Raw genomic sequence first — 16345 nt, 5'->3', positions numbered from 1 at the left:
TTCATTTCGACTGGATAGCTTCGCGGCGTTTCGCGCCACGAGCTGTGGCAAATGGCCTATACAAAAAAACTCGATTTCGGCGGCCGGGCGTTCAAGGACGTTCTTGGTTTCACCGTGGTTCATTGGGGCAACCAGCCCTGGCGGATTGTTGCAATCGTCACGCTCGCGTTGCTGGCGGCGCTTGCGGACGTGCTGACGCCGCTTTTCGCGGGACGTCTTGTCGATGCACTCGCCGCCGGCGCGAGTGGCAAGGCGCTCGCATGGGAAGCAGCCGTTACCGCGTTCTGCACGCTGGCCGCGCTGGGCTTGAGCGCCACGCTTTTGCGCCAGCTCGTGTTCATGAACATCATTGCGTTGACGTTGCGGATGATGAGCGAGATTGCCGCCAATGCGTTTCATCGCGTGCAGCGCTTTTCCACCGACTGGCACGGCAACAGCTTCGCCGGATCGACCGTGCGCAAGATCACGCGCGGCATGTGGGCGCTCGACTTGCTTAATGACACATTGTTGATTGCGCTGTTGCCTTCGGTGGTCATGCTGGTCGGCGCAACAGCGCTGCTCGGCGCGCACTGGACCGTGATGGGCGTGGTGGTGGGGATCGGGTCGCTGGTTTATATCGGCGTGACGGTGGCGTTGTCGCTGGGATTTGTCGCGCCTGCCGCACGGCTCGGCAACGCGTGGGACACGCGCATGGGCGGCGCGCTGGCGGACGCGGTGAGCTGCAATACGGTGGTCAAGGCCTTCGGCGCGGAAACGCGTGAAGAGGCGCGGCTTGCGCGGGTGATCGGCAAGTGGCGGCATCGCACGAAACGCACGTGGGCGCGCGGCACGATCAACGGCGGCGTGCAGGGCGGCATGCTGGTGCTCATGCAGGTGGCCATTCTCGGCGCGGCCTTGCTGCTCTGGAATGCCGACAAGGCGAGCGTCGGCGACATCACGTTCACGCTCACCATGTTCTTCATGCTGCAGGGCTATTTGCGCGAAATCGGCATGCATGTGCGCAACTTGCAGCGTTCGGTGAACGACATGGAAGAGCTCGTGTCGCTGGAGGCGCAACCTTTGGGTATCGAAGACAAGCCGGGTGCGGGACCGATTGCGATCAGCAAGGGCGAGATTCGTTTCGATCATGTGACGTTCTGCTACGACGGCCACACAACGCCGCTTTACGACGATTTCTCGGTGCATATCACGCCGGGAGAGCGCGTTGGACTGGTTGGGCATTCGGGCTCGGGCAAGACCACGCTGATCAAGCTCATCCAACGTCTTTACGATGTCTCTGGTGGGAAGATCACCATTGACGGGCAGAATATTGCCGATGTGCGGCAAGCGTCGCTGCGTGGTCAGATCGCGATCGTGCAGCAGGAGCCGGTGCTGTTTCACCGGTCGCTTGCGGAGAACATCGCGTATGCGAAGCCGGGCGCGACGCGCGCTGAAATCGAACGTGCGGCAAGACTTGCGAGCGCGCATGATTTCATCGCCAGGTTGCCGCAGGGTTACGACACGCTGGTGGGCGAGCGCGGCATCAAGCTGTCGGGCGGTGAGCGTCAGCGCGTGGCAATAGCGCGCGCCTTCCTCGCGGATGCGCCCGTGCTGATCCTCGATGAAGCAACGTCGAGCCTCGATAGCGAAAGCGAAGTGCTGATCCAGCAAGCCATGGAACGGCTGATGGTTGGCCGGACCACGCTGGTAGTGGCGCACCGGCTCTCGACGGTGCGCGCGCTGGACCGGCTGCTCGTGCTCGACAAAGGCCGCATTGCCGAAGAGGGCAGCCACGACAAGCTGATCCAGATTGACAACGGGTTGTATCGGCGGCTGTATGAACGCCAGGCGCTCGGCTTGATGAAGGAGTTCGATGAACCCGTGCTGGTCAAGGAGAGCGGTTATATTGGCGATCCAACGCTGGCGTTAGGCGAATGAGGTAAAGCAAAAAAAAACGGTCCCGAGAAAATCGGGACCGTTTTTTTGCCATTAGCCGTCAGCGCTTTTAAACCTTACGTTACTTACTTGCCCATGCCGATCAGCGACTTGCCTTGCGAGAGAATCTTGTCGCAAACCTGCTTGGTGACCTGTTCTTTCAAACCGCCGCCGCTCAGGTCGACTTGCTTGCCGTTGCTGCTTTTCAGCAGACCGTTCGCGCCGTCGGTATAACCGCTGTCCTGCGATGCCGCCGACGTGCCGCCCAGCTTGCTCATCAACGAATCCTTGACGGTCGACGCGCTGTTGGCGTTGACATAGTTGTTCTTGATGCAGAACTGCAGCACGCCCGCCACGTTGCTGGTGCTGCCGGATGTCACCGATTGGCCGGTGAGCGCGCTGCCCATGCTGCCTAAGCTGCTGAGTCCGCTCGATGAACCGTCAGAACCGCCGCCTCCCTTGAGCAGGTTGCCAAGCTGCGCGTTCGCGGCGGACATCGATAACAAAGGCAATGACAGCGCGATTGCGATGCCTGCAATGGTGCTTCGGGTTGTGCGGAATTTCATGCGGTACTCCTTCAGATAACAAAAACGAACCTCTAATATAGTGCCTTTCGTGTGCGAAGCCCGATCAGAACGCGGCTTGTTTGCGCTCACGCAGGGTTCAGAGGACGTAATCGGTGCATTGGTTCCGCATGACACTTCCAGAAATACAGGTACATAGTCCGAAGTAAAGCTGTGCGCAATTTCTAATGTCGTATCAGTTCAAGCCGATGCAGCGTTTTTCCAGGCAAGAACGGTGTTGTTTCGCCATGAACCCAGGCTTCATGCCCTGCCAGAAAAAAAGGTGACAACGGATTGCCCGACTGGCCGCCGGGCATCTCGAAGATGCCGTCCCGTTCGCGTCCCGGCGACACGATCATCCGCTCCGACGCGCCGAATGACGGCGCTTGCACGCGCGGCATGTTGAAGTCGCCCGGCAAGCCGTCGTGCGGTGCGCCGAGCCAGTCGCGCACCCACGGAAGCCACGCCGGCACGAGCCGTGCGAACGGATGCTCGATAACCGCGCGATTGCGCTCGCCCCAGGTTGCATCGGCGAGTTTTGTGTCTGGCGGCAGTTGCGCGATCGCGCGATCGATCCGGTCGAGCACGAAAGCGCGCCAGTCGGCAAAACCATCCGGCACCCATGCACGATGGGTGGCGAGCGCCTCCATCACGGCGTCATAACGCGAACTCGCGGCGCGATAGCCGAGTTGCGGACCGGCTGCGGCGAGGTCCGTGTCGAGCTTTCCGAACCAGGCATCGTAGAGAGAAAAGTAGAACGCGCGCAGGAGGCGGTAGCCGCTTGCATCGGCGTCTGCGCGACCGTTCCATGTCTCGACCAGCCGACGGAATTCCGCGCGTTGCGGATGATTGTTCAGCGCGTCGGCATCGAGCGCCGAGAGGGCGATGCCGCGCCAGATCTCGATCCATCGCGCGCGGTCATCGGTCTGGATGGCGAGCATGTCGCGTTCCGTGGCGTGTGAAAGCGCGAACAGGTCATCGCGAATCTGCGATGCACGCGCGCCGAGGTCGGCGCCGGCATCGCCTGCGATTGCGGCCTGTTCGAGCGGCAAGGTCCGGTTGTTCGCGCTCCAGAGCCGCCCAAGCGGCGGGCTGACGCGCGACGGATAGGCATCGGGGGCGAGGTAGCCTTGCCATCCGCGATAGGTCGCCGAATCGAACGGCAAGTCGCTCAAGGGGCCCGTGGACGGGTCGATCGTTGTATCGCGTTTGGGCAGCGGTCCGGCCAGCGTCCACCCAATCTCGCCGCGCGAATCCGCGACCATGAAGTTCTGCGTGGGAATGCCGCTGATTTGCGCGGCGTGGAGCGCGTCCGCGACGTTCGTGGCGTCTTCCAGTTGCTGAAGGTTCAGGTTGACGGCTTCGGGATTGTGCGCGGCCCAACGCAGCGCATAGGCTTTTGAGTCCACGACGATCTGCGGGCCCCATTGCGTTTCCACGACCGGCAAGTCCACGGGCGTTCCACCCTTTACCAGAATGCGCTCATGAACAACGGTCGCACGCGCCGACGTGCCGCCTGCAACGCGATATGCGAGCGGATCGGCGGGATCGCGCTGCAACGCAATCAGATCGATGAAACGGCCGTAGCTGTTCGTGAATCCCCACGCGATCTGTCCGTTGCTCCCGGCGATCACGAGCGGCGCGCCGGGAAAACTGACGCCCGTGATGTGGCGCGACTGGCCAGTGGCTGTGGGCCAGGTCAACGACATCCTGTACCAGATGTTCGGCAACGACAAACCGAGATGCATGTCGCTTGCGAGGATCGCGCCGCCATGCGCGCTGTGGGCGGCATCGACTGCCCAGCCGTTGCTGCCGATCATGGAATCCGTGAGCGTGATGCTGCTGTGCTGGGAGTCCTTCGGTACCTGCAACCAGCCCGGACGCGTTGCGGGCGGCGTGGGGAGTGGATCGCTGGAAGGCGTGGCCAGGTCGAAAGGTGCGTCCCAATGGCTCGTTGCGGGCAGCAGGAACGCAAACAGGTCGGCCGGCACGCGTTCGCGCAACGCGGCGCGCGACAGGATGTGGCGGACTTCGTCGGATTGAAGATCGAAGTACATCGCGTACACCACCAGGAGCGTGTCTTCCGGACGCCATGGCGCGGGCGGCGTGCGCAGCACCCAGTACTCGAACGGACGCGATGTCAGCGCCGCAAGCCCTTCATTGACGCCGGCCGTGTAATGCTCGATCAGTCGGCGCTGTAGGGCGGGCAGGGCGTTGAACGCCTTGCGCGCACGTTCGCGAAATCGATGCGGCCGGTTGCGCCGGTCCAGTTCGAGCGCCCCGGGTCCAACAAGCTCCGACATCTCGCCGGCGGCCACGCGGCGCAGCAGATCCATCTGGAAATAGCGATCCTGCGCTTGCACGAAGCCCGTGCCGAAAGCGACGTCATCGCGCGTGCTGCCTTTGATGGTCGGCACGCCGAGCCCATCACGTTCGATGCTGACCGGCGCGGACAAAGCCGACGTTGCGTGCGAGCCGTCGAGTTGCGCGAGGCTGCCGCGTAAAGTGACCCAGCCTGCGACTCCCGCCACCACGATCGTCAGCAGCAGGAGGCAAAAAAATGCGATCAGCGAGACGAAACAGCGTCTCTTCAGAGTTAGGCTCGGACGGTTCATTGCACATGGTATGAATTATCGCCGTCACGATCGGATAGACGACGAAAGACCATAGCACGGCTATAGTTGCAGCGGCGTGAAGCGCGCCGGTCAGCGATCGCCCGATGTCAGCCAGTCGAGGCAATTCGTCCACAAGCGCGCGTTGCCTTCCCATGCGGAAAACTCGGGTGGCAACCAGTGACTCGACATATCGCTTGTCCATGCCAGCGTGCGGCCTTTTACATGCGTGCCGGCAACAAGTAACGGATGTCCGGTCTCAGGAACGGACGCGATCAACGTTGCGCCGGGCTTGAGCTGCACTTCGTTGTAGCCGAGCAAGTGCGGCCATTGCGTTCCGAGTCCTTCGACCACAGGATGCGACGCGACGACTTCAGCGTTGAAGCCTTCGGGAACCTCCACGCGGTCATCGTAGGGAAGGCACGTGACGGGCAGCACTTCTTCCACCGGCGTGTTGCGAAACCGCGCGCTGCCGTTGATGCCCTGAAAACTCAGGTATCCACCGATCATCATCAGGCCGCGGCCCGACGCAACATAATCGCGCAACAGCTTGAGACGGTTCGGCGTGCGTTCGCTCTTGATCCACGTGTTCGGATGCAGCAACAGCGTATTTGCGCCGATGTCCGACAGGATGATCGCGTCATAAGCAAGCAGGCCTTCGAGCGTGGAAGGGAACATCTCCTGCGCTTCGTGACTTGGCATATGCGTGATCGTATAGTCACTGTCCTTGAATATATCGAGGAAGATCGTCGCGCCGTTGTGATACGTCGCGGTCGGAAACTGGTCGAAGCCCTTGACGTGCATCGACATGCTCGCCCAGCTTTCACCGGCGAGCAGAACAGACTTGGTCATGCGTTTGCTCCTTGAACGCGCTGCAGGCCGTGTCGGCGGCATGCAGCGCAGGTGGAACCGGTCCACAACGTTTTGCTATTGGTTATCTGCCGAAAAAACTCGCGTCGGATTGGTGATCATCATGGTTTCGATTTGCGTGTTCGTCACACCGTGACGCCGCAAACGAGGCACGAAATACTTGAGGATGTAACCATAGCCATGACCGCCGAAACGCGTGAGCATGATCTTCATGAACACGTCCTGAGACATCAGAATCCGGTCGATGAAACCTGCATCGATCAACGCCTTGATCGCGCGCGCGTTCTCTTCGTCGGATGGTGATTGAGCGTTTTCATCGGCATAGAAATACTCCATGCCGATCATGTCGTATTCGAGCCATGCACCCCGTCTGGCGAGCGTGTGCTGGTAATCGACATCCATATGACTCGGGTTCATGTGACACAGAACCGTGTGGTTCAGGTCCGCGCCTTCCTCTTCCACGATGTCGAGCACGCGATGCCCATGCCGCACCCAGCCCGGGAGATGCACGGACAAAGGCACGTGCGTTGCGGCGCTGGCGCGTGCGGCGGCGCGTAACGACTTTTCCTCGCTGGCAGTAAACGCGGCCGAGACCCCATTCTCGCCAATCATGCCCGCGAGGACGTCGGGTTTTTCATCGGCGCCGCCGACATCGAAAATCAGTTGCGCCGCGAGTTCATCGATGGACTTGTGCTTCACATATTCCGGATGCGAAGGCTCGAGATAAAAACCCGTCGACATCACGATGTTCAACCCCGTGCGCCGCGCAATCTTTTGCAGCGCGGCGGGATCGCGGCCAAGCCCGAGATTGGTCGGATCGATCACCGTCTCGCCGCCGAGTTCGCGAAAGCGCATGAGTTCCTCGACGGCGACATCGGCATCGAAAAGCTGGCAGTTGTCGCGGTTCATCAGCGGGTTCATGCGCAGCGCGCCGAGTATGCCGATGTGCACTTTCTGCTCGCCGATAAACCTGTCGCCGCAGCAGGCGGGCGGTACCCATTTGCCCGATGCATCCAGCAAGATATGTTCGTGCATCAGCGTGACGCCCATCTTCGAAACCGGCAATGGTCCGAGCACGGTCATCACGTGGCCGCTTCGCGTGCCTATCGGCAATGAGCCGTCGTGGCGAAAAATCGAACTCATCGTTTAGCCTTTCTTGCGCCGTTGCGGCGAAAAGATCCGCGTGTTGAGCCAGATCGCGAGCAGCATGATCGCGCCTTGAATGATCTGCGTATAGAACGGCGAGACGTTGATGAGGATCAGCCCGTTGCCAAGCACGGCGATGGTCAATGCACCGAGCACCGTGCCGAGGATCGTCCCTCGTCCGCCGAAGAGGTCGGTGCTGCCAAGCACGACGGCGGCGATTACCGCAAGCTCGAAGCCCACGCCTTGATTCGATGAACCGCTGCCCAGGCGCGCCGTGGTGATAAGTCCGGCAAGCGCCGCCGCCGCGCCGCTCAGCACATACACCTTCATGGTGACGCTGCGCACGTTGACGCCCGCGCGACGCACGCCTTCCGCATTCGTACCGATGCCTGTCACGTACCGACCGAAACGCGTATGCCGAAGCGTGACGAACCCTGCAAGCAACGTGACGATCGCGATCACCGCGGGCGTCGGCATGCCGAGAATCCTCCCGCGTCCGAGTTCGACGAACCAGCCGTCGTTTTCTATCGGTACGGAGAAGCCTTGTGTGATGAGCAATGCAATGCCGCGCACCACAGACAACGTCCCCAGCGTCACGATAAACGCCGGCATGCCCGCGAACGCAATGAAGTACCCGTTGATCGCGCCGATGATCGCGCCGAGCGAAAGACCGCCGAGCAGCACGACGATCCCCGGCACGCCCGCGCGCAACGCAATCGCGGATACCGCGCCGACAAGCGCAAGCGTTGACCCTATCGACAGATCGATGCCGCCCGTTGTGATGACCAGCGTCATTGTCGTGGCGACGATCAGAAGCGGCGCGCTTTGACGCAGCACGTTGAGCAGGTTGCCGGTCGTGAGAAACGTGTTCGTGGTGAACGTGAAGGCGAGGGCGCAGACAAGAAAAAACGCCGCGATACTCGCCACGCCCGCATTGCGGCCGAGCATGTGTTTGAGCGGCAGGCGCGGCGCCTTGGACTTGTCGTGCATGGCGAGTTCCATGTCAATTCTCCGCAAGCGCACGAGCCGAGCGCGCGCTGAATTTGTGGCCGACGATCAGATCGACGATCTCTTCCAGATTCGTTTCGCCGATCTTCCGGTCCGCCACGTTCTGCCCTTCGTACATCACGCTGATACGGTCGCACACCAGAAACAGATCCTGCAGCCGATGACTGATCAGGATCACGCTCACGCCACGCGCGCTGATCGTGCGCACGAGGTCGAGCACCGCTTCGACTTCGGCGACGGCGAGCGCGGCGGTGGGTTCGTCCATGATCAGCACTTTCGGATCGAACGATACCGCCCGCGAAATCGCGATGGCCTGACGCTGTCCGCCCGAGAGGTTTTCGACATCGAGCTTCGTGCTCGGAATGCGAATGCCGAGGTTGTTCAGCATGTCGCGCGCTTCATAATGCATCTTGCGATGATCGAGTACGGACACGCCGCAGATGCGTCGCATCGGTTCACGGCCGAGGAAGAGATTGCCGGCGACATCGACGGTATTGCACAGCGACAAGTCCTGATAGACCATCTCGATGTGATGCGCGCGGGCGTCGCCGGGATCGGTGAAATGCACCCGCTTGCCGTCGATTTCGATGCTGCCGCCGTCCGGAACCACAGCGCCCGACAATACCTTCGATACCGTTGATTTACCCGCGCCGTTGTCACCAACGAGGCCGAGCACTTCGCCCGGCATGACGTGCAGGTTGACGCCGCGCAGTGACTGCACGGCGCCGTAGCTCTTGGTGATGTTTTCCATGCGTACGCGTGGGATGGCGGCATCGGTTTGCATCGACTTCTCCTTACTTGAACACCGCGCGGTATTTGCCGACGTTCGCCTTCGTCACGATCGTCACCGGCACCGAGATGTTTTTCTCGACCGGCTGCTTGTTGATGAGTTTCAGCGCGGAGTTCACGGCGACGCGGCCTTCGCTTTCGGGGTCCTGCTGCACGACGGCCGCGACAAAACCCGCATCAATACCTTTGATGGCCTGCGCGCTCAAATCCCATCCGACGATCTTCACGCGGCTGGTTGCATCTTGCGCCGATGTCGCCGCAACGAGGCCGATCAACGCGGGTTCGCCGGTTGCATAAACGATCTGCAGATTCGGGTTTGCGGAGATCAGGTTTTCGGCGGCGGTTTGAGCCGTGTCCTGCACGTTTTGTCCATCGACGGTGGAAACGATCTTCGCGCCCGGCACCGACGCTATGCCCGCCTTGAAGCCGTCCAGCCGCACGTTCTGAATGAACGAATTAAGCGCACCCACTACGCCGATGGTCGCCTTTCCGCCCAAGTTCGTCTTGATGTAATTCGCCGTGTACTTACCGATGTCCTCGCCGACCTTCTTGTTATCGACACCGACTTGCACCGCGTTGTCGCCATCGACGATTGCGTCGATGGTCACCACCGGAATGCCCGCTTTCTTGGCTTCGGTAATCGCGGGTTTGATCCCGTTCACGTCGATGGCGACGACCAAGATCGCATCGACCTTCTGCTGGATATATGTTTCGATGGCGCTGTTCTGCGCGCTCGGATCATTGTTCGAATTGAAAATGGCAAGTTCGACGCCCGCGGCTTTCGCGGCGGCTTGCGCGCCCTGGTCCATCTGCGTGAAGAAGAGCGCCTCCTGGTTGATCTGCACCATGGCGATCTTTTTGCCGGCGGCCGCGGCCACGCCAGCGAAGGCGAGCAGGGAAGCGCCCACAAGGACGGCGGTCATGCGGCGGAAATGCAGTGCTGCGCTCATCGGAATCCCTTTCCTGGTTGATCCGGCCGTTTTCTGTACGGTCATTGAAAGCCGCGCGGCCGGTGAATTAAAGGAAGACTTCGTGGGCGCAACCGACATTGCGCCGCCCGCTTGTAAACCGGTTTATAAAAATTAAACCGCGAGTATTGGGCTGTCAATCTTTTCAAAAAAAGATGCGGGAAAGTACGGGGAGGTACTGGTGTTCAGCGATTACGACTCTTGACCTACCGATGGCCGGTATCGTTTTGAACGAGGTCTTCGCCGTTGTAGGCAGCTAGAAACTCGTCGGACGCCACGTTGTCCGCGAGCGCTCGCAGCATTGCGGCTGTGCCGCTTCCCAGGACGACTTCCACGCGATTGTTGGCTTCCGACCAGTACACCAACGCTTCCGATAGGCGCTTCTTCCCAAGGCGAGTGAGAACGCCATGTTTGATGCGCCTGTCTTCGGCGTCCGGTTGCAATTCAACAAGCCCATCCCGCACAAGCGGCCTGAGCGCGTGCGTCAGCGCCGAGATCTGGATTGCCAGTTTCGCCGCGAGGTCTTGCAATGTCGGTCCCGTTTCGCTGCCGCTCGCCGAAAGCCGCGCTATTTCCGCCATCAGACCAATCTGGGTGGCTTTGAGATTCAGCGGCGCTAACGCATCGTCGTAAAGCTGGCCCAACCTGCGAGCAGCGCGCCGCAGCGCCGTGTTCGTGCAGGCGAGCACGCCGAGGATATCGAGTTCGTCTGTAGCTGGCCGGTCCAGATCGTCTGCGATCGCCGGCGAATCAAGTTTTTTTCGCATACCCATAGGATGGTTGAGTACTGCACTATTGACAAGAGGCAGACGTCTGGCTATATACTTGAGCCCTCAATTATTATAGTTGAGTACCAAACTAAAGGAGCGTCACATGACTATTTCTCGGAAAGTTGCGGTGGTAACCGGCGCGTCGTCCGGTATTGGCGCGGTCTATGCCGAGCGCCTCGCTGCGCGCGGCTATGACCTTGTTCTGGTTGCGCGGCGCGCCGACCGGCTCGAAACACTTGCCTCGAAGATATCGGCGGCACATGGCGTCAAGGTCCATTCAATCGTTGCGGACCTGACGAAAGACATCGATCTCGCAAAAGTTGAAACGATGCTCGCCACGAATCCCGCGGTTCATATTTTGATCAACAATGCGGGCCTCGCGCGGCTGCGTCCTGTCGCCCAGTCCTCCGCAGACGACACCGGTGCGCAAATCGCGCTCAACATCACCGCGCTTACCAGATTGACCCAGGCGGTGTTGCCGGCGTTCGTGTCGCGAAATGAAGGCGTGATTGTCAACATTGCTTCTGTGCTGGCCATCCATTCGCTGCCCGTCAGCTCGGTCTACAGCGGCACCAAGGCTTTCGTTCTGCAATACACACGCGGACTACAGCTGGAGCTTGCGGAAACCGGCGTGAAGGTTCAGCTTGTCCTTCCTGCATCGACGGCAACGGAAATCTGGGATGAGTCGGGCATCCCGCTTTCGGCGCTGCAAAAGGAGTCGGTGATGACGACTGAAAACCTGGTCGATGCAGCGCTGGCCGGTTTGGACCAAGGCGAATCCGTGACCTGGCCTTCGGTTGCCGATGCAGGTCTGTGGGACAAATACGATGCCGCCCGCGCCGCATTGTTTGCCGCAACGCAGGTCGGCAAACCGGCGCCGCGCTACAAGATCGGTTGACCGCGTCCGCTGTACGTGACGCTTCGCTCCGGTGCTTTATCGAAGTTTCGGGGCGAAGGGCGCAGCGCGTTCGCAGCAGCGCGATTACTGCGAACGGGAGTAATTCCGTTGCTGGCTTTCTTGATAGAAAAAATCTCTAGCGAGAAGAATCCATTGGATTACTGAACGACAAGTCAACCCGTTTGCCGGTCCGATTGGATTCAGTGATCTGTTCAATCAACTCGTGCATCCGGATTGCGTCAGCGAACGCCGGCGCGAGCGTTGACCCCGTTTTCACGTCGCGGGCGTGAGCCGCGTACAAGCTCGCCAGCTCGACCACGCTTCCTCCCAGTTCGCCTGAAGGCAACCACTCGTACTCGGAAGGAACCACAAGCGTAGTCATCGGCTGGCTATCGCCTCGTGCAATTTCGATGCGGTTGAACGTATCGCCGAAGCTGGACGTGTTCGTGATCTTCAAATCGCCTTTGCTGCCCGTGATGTCGAGCTGCACGCCATAGTTGTTGCGTTTGCCAGCCTCTAGATGAACGCTCAGCACGGCGCCGTTTGCGAACGTTCCCGCGAGCACGACCTGATCTTCATTCGTGTGCGGCAAGGTTTCGCCGGTTTCCACCAGCGTGACCTCCTTGAACTGATTGACGGTGAGCGCAGAGAGGCTTGTTGGAAAGCCGGTTATCGTCGTGAACAACGCATCAAGGAAGTGACCGCCATAGATTGGCAGCAGGCTCGAGAAGTTTTTTTCGGGGATGGTGTAGTAAATCGAAGCGGGGCGTTCGCGCTGGAAGTACTCCACGCTGACATGAAGGCGCACGGAACGTATATGGCCGATATCCCCGCGATCCAGCAGATCACGCACGTAGCGATAACCCGGATTCAGCCGCCGCTGCAAGCCGACGATCGTACGGACGCCGGCTTTATCGGCGAGCTCAAGCAACTCCTTCGATAAACCCGCGTCCGGCGTAAGCGGCCACTCGCAGTAGACGTCCTTGCCTGCCTCGATGGCGGCGCGCACACCTTCTTCGTGCTGGAACGCAGGCGTGAGCACGAGCACCAGATCGACTTTCGGATTCGATACCAGCTCATGCACCGAAGCCGCCGTGTATTTGAAGCCGTGCCGTTCGGCGAGATGTGCTGCCTTGTCGGCGCTGCGGCTATGGATGGCGATTAGTTGGTAATCGGGGAGCTGCTTGAGCGAAGGCAGATGCCCATATTCCGACCAATGGCCAAGGCCGATGACACCTACGCCAATCTTTCTATCGTTCACGAGAAACTCCTGCGTTAGGCCGCGCAGACACTGCGTGGCGACAGGAGGCATCGTAGGAGCGATGGGATTAAAGATAAACGGGCTGCGATTCCGAACATTGCGGACATCGGTGTCCGAAGCGCGCGTGGCGGGCTAGATCTTCAGATTTTGACTGATGTAATCGATGAACACCCGCAGCTTCGGCGACGCATAACGGCTCGCCGGCCACAGGATCCAGAAGGTGACGGTCTGGTTGATGTAATCGTCGAGCACGACCTGTAGCGCGCCGCTGGCAAGGGCGTCGCGAACAATGAAGGTTGGCAGGAAGGTAATGCCCTTGTCCTGAAGCGCCAGAAAACTGAGGACTTCGATCGTGTTGCTCACGAACGTCTGTGGCAACTCGGGTTCCGCTTCCGATGCGGCGAGCTGAAACGGCCAGCGTTCGAGCTTGCCCGTTGCGGGAAATTTATGCAGCAGGCAAGCGTGATTCAGAAGTTCCGAAGGATGCGAAGGCACGCCGCGCCGCTGCAGATAACCGGGCGAAGCGACCAGCACCTGTCCACAAGAACCCAGGCGACGCGACACCAGCCGCGAATCGTGCTGCGCTCCGGTGCGGATCACCGTATCGAAGCCTTCTTCAATGATGTCGACCATGCGATCGGACAAATCGATATCCAGTTCGATGTCCGGATACTGCGCCATGAAGCCGTCCAGCGCGGGCATGATGAGTCCGGACAACTGCGGCGTGCTGATGCGCAAGCGGCCGCGCGGACTGCCGGCGGCATCGGACAGTTCGGCTTCGGCCGCTTCGACTTCGCCCAGAATGCGCCGGCATCGCTCAAGAAACAGCGTGCCTTCGGCGGTCAGGGTGATGCTGCGCGTACTGCGATGAAAAAGCCGCACGCCAAGGCGCTCCTCCATCCGCGCAATGCTTTTGCCCACCGCCGACGACGATAGCCCCAACTGCCGTCCGGTCTCGGTGAAGCTGCGGGTGTCTGCCACCTGCACGAACATCGAAATACCGCCAAGGCTGTCCATAACCGTATCCCGAGAAATATTGCCGGCGACCACTCAAAGCCGATTAAGGACTTTTCTGTCCAATATATTCGGAACCTTAGCCCATTTTTCTTCTTCCGTTCAGTTCCTACACTCTCATCCAAGGTCGAAACACCCGCGGTCGATCAATACCGGCAGCCCACCATTCTGGAGAGAGTCATGTCCAAACTTCATTCCGCAGTAAAAGTCGGTCCTTTTGAGTTTTCACATCGTGTCGTGCTGGCGCCGCTTACCCGCATGCGTGCCGAAGAAGGCGCAAAGCCCGGTCCGCTGATGGCCGAGTACTATGCCCAGCGCGCCTCGGAAGGCGGTTTCCTGATCAGCGAAGCCACCATCGCCGCACCCAACGGCAACGGTTATCTGGGCGCGCCCGGTTTGTACGACGACAGCCAGATCGCCGGCTGGAAGCACATCACCAACGCCGTGCATGCCAAGGGCGGCCACATGTTCCTGCAGCTTTATCACGCTGGACGTCAATCGAATAGCCAGTTGCAACCGGACGGCGGTGAGCCGGTCGCGCCGTCCGCCGTGCTGCACGGTGGCGTGGCTTATACCGAAGCGGGCTGGATTCCGAACACGCCGAGCCGAGCGCTGACCTTGCCCGAGATTGCGGAACTGGTGGAGCAATTCCGCGCCGCTGCGGCGCGTGGGAAAGAGGCCGGTTTCGATGGCGTCGAATTGCACGCAGCCAATGGCTATCTTTTCGATCAGTTTCTTCAGGACGGCAGCAACAAGCGCACGGACATCTACGGTGGTTCATTCGAAAACCGTGCGCGCTTCCTGATGGAAGTCACGCGTGCGGTCATTTCGGTCTGGGGCAGCAACCGCGTGGCCGTGCGTCTTGGACCGAGCGGCACGTGGGGCGATATGTCCGACAGCAATCCGGAAGGTCTTTTCACGTACGTAGCAGAGGAACTGGCCAAGCTGAACCTGGCTTACATCCATTTGATCGAGCCGCGCGTGCTCGGCAATGTCGATGACGACAGCAAGGACCCGAACCCGGTTGCCGCACAACTGATCCGCAAGCACTACAAAGGCGTGATCATCGCGGCTGGCGGTTTCAAGGCCGAAACAGCCGAAGCCGTTCTTCAGGCGGGAGATGCCGACCTCGTGGCGTTCGGGCGCGACTTTATCGCCAATCCGGATTTGCCTGAACGCCTGCGCCTTCAGTTGCCGCTCAATCCGTATGACCGCCCCACGTTCTTTGGCGGCACGGACGTTGGCTATACCGACTATCCGTTCTATAGCGGCGAAGCCGTGATCGCGTAACCGGGAGCCGATCGTGAACTCTTCATCCACGTCTTCCGCGTCCCTTGCACCGCTTTACTGGGTGGCGCTCGGTACGTTCACAGTCGGCACTGAGAGCTTCATGATCGCCGGCTTGTTGCCCGATATGGCCGCCGATCTGCATACCAGCATTGTTGCGACGGGTCAGCTGGTCACGGTGTTTGCGCTGGCCTACGCGTTCAGTTCGCCCGTGTTGACGGCGCTGACCGGCGCGTTTCATCGGCGCACGCTGATGATCGCGGCGCTCTCGGCGTTTGCTGTCGCGAACATACTTGCGTGGGGCGCCCAAAATTACTGGGAATTGATGGCGGCGCGCATCGTGCTCGCGGCTGCTGCCGGCCTATACGTTCCCGGCGCAAACGCGCTGGCGGGTGCCATCGCAGGTCCGGAAAGGCGCGGCACGGCGCTCGCCATTGTGAACGGCGGGATCACCATCGCGGTGGCATTTGGTGTGCCGCTGGGCGCGGTGATCGGTGACCGGCTCGGCTGGCGCATGACGTTTGCAGGCGTTGCCGCGCTTTCCGCCGCGGCGACCGCCGGCCTGCTTTTCGGCCTGCCACGTTCGATTGGCGCCGGACTGCCGACGGCCACCTTGCGTGAACGTATCGATATCGCGCGCCAGCCGGTCGTGCTGATGACCTTACTTGTCACTACGCTGTGGGCGATGGGCGCCTATACGATCTATACCTATCTCGCGCTATTCATTGCCAGGACGACGGAGCTGCATGGCGCGCAGATCGGATACGTGTTGTTCACGTGGGGCGTCTCGGCAGCGGTCGGGGTGTTCATCGGCGGGAAGGCGGTGGATCGACTCGGCTCGCGGCGCGTGATCATTCCTTGCCTGGCGGTATCGATAGTTGCTTTCTCGATGATGTCGGCGAGCGCGCACTGGTTGTCTCCGTCGCTGGCGCTGGTTCCTGTAATCGTTGGTGTGGTGGCGTGGGGGATCGCGCACTGGTGCTTCTATCCGGCGCAGCAAGCGGGGCTGATTGGAATCGCCGGATTGCGTGGCACGCCGATCGCGCTGTCGCTGAATGCTTCATTCATGTACCTTGGTTTCTCGCTGGGCGCCGCGCTCGGTTCTATCATTTTGAGTATTGCGTCGGTGAGCGACCTCGGCTGGGTTGCAGCGTTCTGCGAGATCGCGGCGCTGGGATTGACGGTCAGTATCGGCCGGTATCTGGTCAAGGCGCGGGGAACGCCGGCCGCGTGCCCTGCATGACG

General features: G+C 60.5%; 14 protein-coding genes. 4 read left to right on the top strand and 10 right to left on the bottom strand.

Translation table 11 applies throughout. The features are described from left to right. Positions 1-51 precede the first annotated feature (51 nt). Positions 52-1917, top strand: a complete 1866-nt coding sequence (locus HB633_RS04790; protein ID WP_213776916.1) for an ABC transporter ATP-binding protein — start codon at positions 52-54, stop codon at positions 1915-1917. A gap of 83 nt (positions 1918-2000) precedes the next feature. Here HB633_RS04790 and HB633_RS04785 read toward each other — a convergent pair whose 3' ends face one another. From HB633_RS04785 to HB633_RS04750, 8 genes are all read right to left on the bottom strand, one after another. Then, a complete protein-coding gene (locus tag HB633_RS04785) occupies positions 2001-2480 on the bottom strand; it encodes a DUF2501 domain-containing protein (protein WP_213776914.1) in 480 nt (159 codons plus the stop codon). 182 nt (positions 2481-2662) lie between these two features. Beyond that, positions 2663-5092, bottom strand: a complete 2430-nt coding sequence (locus HB633_RS04780) for a penicillin acylase family protein (RefSeq protein WP_213776912.1) — start codon at positions 5090-5092, stop codon at positions 2663-2665. Positions 5093-5182: 90 nt separating this feature from the next. Further along, positions 5183-5941, bottom strand: coding sequence for a glutamine amidotransferase (locus HB633_RS04775; RefSeq protein ID WP_213776910.1), 759 nt, complete (start codon positions 5939-5941; stop codon positions 5183-5185). A 75-nt stretch (positions 5942-6016) separates the two neighbouring features. After that, complete coding sequence (locus HB633_RS04770; protein ID WP_213776909.1) at positions 6017-7102, bottom strand: phosphotriesterase-related protein; 1086 nt, start codon at positions 7100-7102, stop codon at positions 6017-6019. A 3-nt stretch (positions 7103-7105) separates the two neighbouring features. Next, positions 7106-8107, bottom strand: coding sequence for an ABC transporter permease (locus HB633_RS04765; RefSeq protein WP_255580750.1), 1002 nt, complete (start codon positions 8105-8107; stop codon positions 7106-7108). 1 nt (position 8108) lies between these two features. Beyond that, entirely contained in the window at positions 8109-8897 is a 789-nt protein-coding gene (locus HB633_RS04760) for an ATP-binding cassette domain-containing protein (protein ID WP_255580749.1), read from the bottom strand. A gap of 10 nt (positions 8898-8907) precedes the next feature. Next, positions 8908-9852, bottom strand: a complete 945-nt coding sequence (locus HB633_RS04755) for a substrate-binding domain-containing protein (RefSeq protein WP_213776908.1) — start codon at positions 9850-9852, stop codon at positions 8908-8910. A gap of 224 nt (positions 9853-10076) precedes the next feature. Then, positions 10077-10637 carry a MarR family transcriptional regulator gene (locus HB633_RS04750; RefSeq protein ID WP_255580748.1) on the bottom strand — a complete coding sequence of 187 codons (561 nt, stop codon included), beginning with the start codon at positions 10635-10637 and terminating at the stop codon, positions 10077-10079. A gap of 106 nt (positions 10638-10743) precedes the next feature. Here HB633_RS04750 and HB633_RS04745 point away from each other — a divergent pair, with 106 nt between their 5' ends. Next, positions 10744-11538 carry an SDR family oxidoreductase gene (locus HB633_RS04745; protein ID WP_213776906.1) on the top strand — a complete coding sequence of 265 codons (795 nt, stop codon included), beginning with the start codon at positions 10744-10746 and terminating at the stop codon, positions 11536-11538. 136 nt (positions 11539-11674) lie between these two features. Here HB633_RS04745 and HB633_RS04740 read toward each other — a convergent pair whose 3' ends face one another. Together HB633_RS04740 and HB633_RS04735 are read right to left on the bottom strand one after the other, a co-directional pair. Then, positions 11675-12799 carry a Gfo/Idh/MocA family oxidoreductase gene (locus tag HB633_RS04740; protein ID WP_346730262.1) on the bottom strand — a complete coding sequence of 375 codons (1125 nt, stop codon included), beginning with the start codon at positions 12797-12799 and terminating at the stop codon, positions 11675-11677. A 132-nt stretch (positions 12800-12931) separates the two neighbouring features. After that, the gene (locus HB633_RS04735) at positions 12932-13816 is read right to left on the bottom strand and encodes a LysR substrate-binding domain-containing protein (RefSeq protein WP_213776904.1); all 885 of its coding nucleotides are present in this window, start codon (positions 13814-13816) and stop codon (positions 12932-12934) included. Between the two features lie 177 nt (positions 13817-13993). Here HB633_RS04735 and HB633_RS04730 point away from each other — a divergent pair, with 177 nt between their 5' ends. Both HB633_RS04730 and HB633_RS04725 read left to right on the top strand, forming a co-directional pair. Continuing rightward, the gene (locus tag HB633_RS04730) at positions 13994-15103 is read left to right on the top strand and encodes an alkene reductase (RefSeq protein WP_213776903.1); all 1110 of its coding nucleotides are present in this window, start codon (positions 13994-13996) and stop codon (positions 15101-15103) included. Between the two features lie 13 nt (positions 15104-15116). Continuing rightward, positions 15117-16343 carry an MFS transporter gene (locus HB633_RS04725; RefSeq protein ID WP_213776902.1) on the top strand — a complete coding sequence of 409 codons (1227 nt, stop codon included), beginning with the start codon at positions 15117-15119 and terminating at the stop codon, positions 16341-16343. Positions 16344-16345: the final 2 nt, after the last annotated feature.

Source organism: Caballeronia sp. dw_276 (genome assembly GCF_018449635.1).
GTDB lineage: Bacteria > Pseudomonadota > Gammaproteobacteria > Burkholderiales > Burkholderiaceae > Caballeronia.
This window is presented reverse-complemented; position numbering and strand designations above follow the sequence as displayed.

Excerpts from the sequence above, each read along its gene's own strand:
- HB633_RS04790 (WP_213776916.1), top strand. The coding sequence starts at position 52 with ATGGCCTATACAAAAAAACTCGATTTCGGCGGCCGGGCGTTCAAGGAC.
- HB633_RS04785 (WP_213776914.1), bottom strand. The coding sequence starts at position 2,480 with ATGAAATTCCGCACAACCCGAAGCACCATTGCAGGCATCGCAATCGCG.
- HB633_RS04780 (WP_213776912.1), bottom strand. The coding sequence starts at position 5,092 with ATGAACCGTCCGAGCCTAACTCTGAAGAGACGCTGTTTCGTCTCGCTG.
- HB633_RS04775 (WP_213776910.1), bottom strand. The coding sequence starts at position 5,941 with ATGACCAAGTCTGTTCTGCTCGCCGGTGAAAGCTGGGCGAGCATGTCG.
- HB633_RS04770 (WP_213776909.1), bottom strand. The coding sequence starts at position 7,102 with ATGAGTTCGATTTTTCGCCACGACGGCTCATTGCCGATAGGCACGCGA.
- HB633_RS04765 (WP_255580750.1), bottom strand. The coding sequence starts at position 8,107 with ATGGAACTCGCCATGCACGACAAGTCCAAGGCGCCGCGCCTGCCGCTC.
- HB633_RS04760 (WP_255580749.1), bottom strand. The coding sequence starts at position 8,897 with ATGCAAACCGATGCCGCCATCCCACGCGTACGCATGGAAAACATCACC.
- HB633_RS04755 (WP_213776908.1), bottom strand. The coding sequence starts at position 9,852 with ATGAGCGCAGCACTGCATTTCCGCCGCATGACCGCCGTCCTTGTGGGC.
- HB633_RS04750 (WP_255580748.1), bottom strand. The coding sequence starts at position 10,637 with ATGCGAAAAAAACTTGATTCGCCGGCGATCGCAGACGATCTGGACCGG.
- HB633_RS04745 (WP_213776906.1), top strand. The coding sequence starts at position 10,744 with ATGACTATTTCTCGGAAAGTTGCGGTGGTAACCGGCGCGTCGTCCGGT.
- HB633_RS04735 (WP_213776904.1), bottom strand. The coding sequence starts at position 13,816 with ATGGACAGCCTTGGCGGTATTTCGATGTTCGTGCAGGTGGCAGACACC.
- HB633_RS04730 (WP_213776903.1), top strand. The coding sequence starts at position 13,994 with ATGTCCAAACTTCATTCCGCAGTAAAAGTCGGTCCTTTTGAGTTTTCA.